This window comes from Bacillus sp. EB V-12, assembly GCF_056158125.1.
Genome location: NZ_JBUXJL010000040.1, coordinates 1 through 2,714, shown reverse-complemented (window position 1 = coordinate 2,714; position 2,714 = coordinate 1). Strand labels below are relative to the sequence as shown.

Below are 2,714 nucleotides of genomic sequence, written 5' to 3'. Positions count from 1 at the left end.
CATCGCCATCAAGCTAAGCCCATACAACATCAAGTATAATAGAAGTTGTTACTTTTTTCTAAAAGCTAGGTGTAGAGAATTTAAAGATTTGCATGCGAAATAAACCCTATCGGGTTTCAATTTTTGAATTAGGCCGCTTGATCATCAGACATAGTACAATTGTAAACGACACCTAATATATCAAAGACGGTTTTTTTCTCATACCTATGGGATTTTCGCCCGTTTTGCTGTAGGAGGTTGAACAGGCGAATGAAAATCTTTGATAGTTCTTGGTTGTCTTTCTGTGTAGCTTGATGAATAAGAAGAAAATAATCTTTAATCATATATATGGCCTTATATTCACTCAGTTCTCGTTTCTTTTTCATAAGAAGTAATTGTCGCATTTGAAACATAGTAGACGAACAGAGTAGAATGGCAATCAGTTGCCCATACAAATGACATTCCAATCGTTCTCTTTTTATCTTTTTACAATGATGAATATGAAAGAATGATTTCCATGTTTTAAATAAAATCTCGATTTGCCAACGTAAAGAGTACCAATCATGTACTTGTCCCATCGGGACAATATCTGTAGAAGTATTGGTCATGTATACATTGATACCGCTAAGTCGTTTACTACGAGCAGAATACTTCATTCCTTTCTTTTTTTCTCTTACAGTTTGATCTTGTAATCGTTTTTGTTGTTGTTCTTTTGTTAGCCGATGAACGATCATACGAGTTGAGATTTTATCAGTCATTCCTACATAAGCGTCAGATATTTCATATGTTTGACCTGGCTGAAGAGAATTCATTAAGACCTCCATATCTATCTGTATATACTCCGTACCTTTTTTGATTCTTCCATCTTGGAAATAATCAGGGTTGGGATTTTTTTGATAAATACGTGTGTTGGATTTAATACGAGAGATATAATAAGCATTATTATCTTGTATATGTTGAAGATCCTTTAAGTGAAAATACCCTAAATCTCGGATACACAAATCATTCGCTGTTACAGTTGGGACACACAGAGAGCCATAGGTTCGATCATGTTGTTTACCTGGACCTGTATGGATATGTAGGAATTGTCCGCTTAATAGATCATATTCAAGTTGTATTTTCATCCCAGCAGTATGGCTACATCCTCCCGCCCCAGGATAAATGGATGAAAATATATCTGGAAGCTGAAATGCAGTTGAATCTAAAATACGGATACGCTTGAAAACAGAAGTATATGGAGAAGAAATCGGCATAGATGAGGCCAATTTTTGGTTTAGTAGTTCCGCTAATAGGTGTTGTAAAAATCGGACGGCTGCTTGATTAAATCGTTGATTCAGTCCTTCAGGACTAATGAGTACTTCTGTTGATACTTCTAAATAGCTAGATAACTGATTTAAAGACGTCGTAGCGACATTTTGGTTCATCCATACACATAAAGCGACTAAATCTTTTGCTTGGTACTTACTGGCTCGTTGCACAAAACCAACATCTCTAGCAAGAGTTCGTAAGATATTTGGGGATAAAAAGCTTTGAATTTCTCGAGCAAATAATTTTAATTCATCAGATACAGAAATAGACATACAAAAACACCATCCTTTCTATATATATTTCTACAAAAAGAATAGCGTTTTTTGGGAATTATAGATATAAATTCATCTTAGATTGATGTCCCTACTATAAATTAAATAAAGAACTTACCCTCAACCACTTTTTTACCAGTACCACCTATATAAAGTTCTATATCTTTTTCTTTTTTGGATATAAACAATTCTATTAAACAAGGCATTTTTACAATCGTACCTTGCTCAGCTCGAAGGTGAATACACTTTTGCTTATTATAATAATTATTGGCAAGATATGCTCCAACAGCAGCGTTTCCCATTCCACAAGCAGGATCTTCCATGCCTTCCCTAGGGCATAGATTTCTAGTGTGGAAATCAAAATCCTCTCCATAAGTATCAAATGTGAATATTTGTACTTCGCGAACACCCAAGTTCTCACACAACTCTTGTAACAATTGAATATCGCGTTTAACTGACATTAATGCATTTAAAGAATTTACTGCTATCACTAAATATTTCACGCCTAAATCAATCGTTTGAATTGGAAGATTGAAAGCAATATCTGCTTCATTAATTCCCAAAGTATTGGCTATTGTCTTTTTGTTTATTATTGGTGAAATGAACTTAGGAGAGCTTTGCTTCATTTTTACAAGCACTTGATTTCTAACATTTTCAATAACAACTTCACGTATTCCATTTTGAGTTTCAATTTGATATATACTTTTTTTACTGAGATCAATCTTCTTAGAATTTACTAGTGCCATAAATGCTGCAATTGTTGGATGTCCAGCAAGCGATACTTCTTTATTAGGAGTAAAATAACGAAATAGAAAATCCGCATTATTAGAGGGATATACAAATACTGTCTCCACAAGGTTTATCTGTTTAGCGATGTTTTGCAAAGCATTATTATCTAAACCGCTGGGTTCAAAAAAAACAGCTGCAGGATTTCCAGTCAAATTTTCACCAGAAAAGCTATTGATTACCATAAATTCTTTTTCCAACTTAATTCTATACCTCCAATATTCAATCTATGTAACTAATTTTAATATAAACTAATTCCTATTTTAATGGTTTAAATTCTTGTAAAGAATTTTCTAACCTTGTGTGTACTAGTAGGATTAAAAAATTTTCGTTTTGGGGGTGCTCTAAAATTTTAGCTTGATGGCGATG

The 2,714-nt window shown here is 33.7% G+C and carries 2 protein-coding genes; both read right to left on the bottom strand.

Translation table 11 applies throughout. The features are described 5' to 3' along the window. Positions 1-128: 128 nt before the first annotated feature. A complete protein-coding gene (locus tag ACZDYH_RS30230; protein WP_088321861.1) occupies positions 129-1,559 on the bottom strand; it encodes an IS4 family transposase in 1,431 nt (476 codons plus the stop codon). Between the two features lie 101 nt (positions 1,560-1,660). Continuing rightward, positions 1,661-2,545, bottom strand: a complete 885-nt coding sequence (locus ACZDYH_RS30225) for a PhzF family phenazine biosynthesis protein (protein ID WP_088362849.1) — start codon at positions 2,543-2,545, stop codon at positions 1,661-1,663. Between the last annotated feature and the right edge of the window lie 169 nt (positions 2,546-2,714).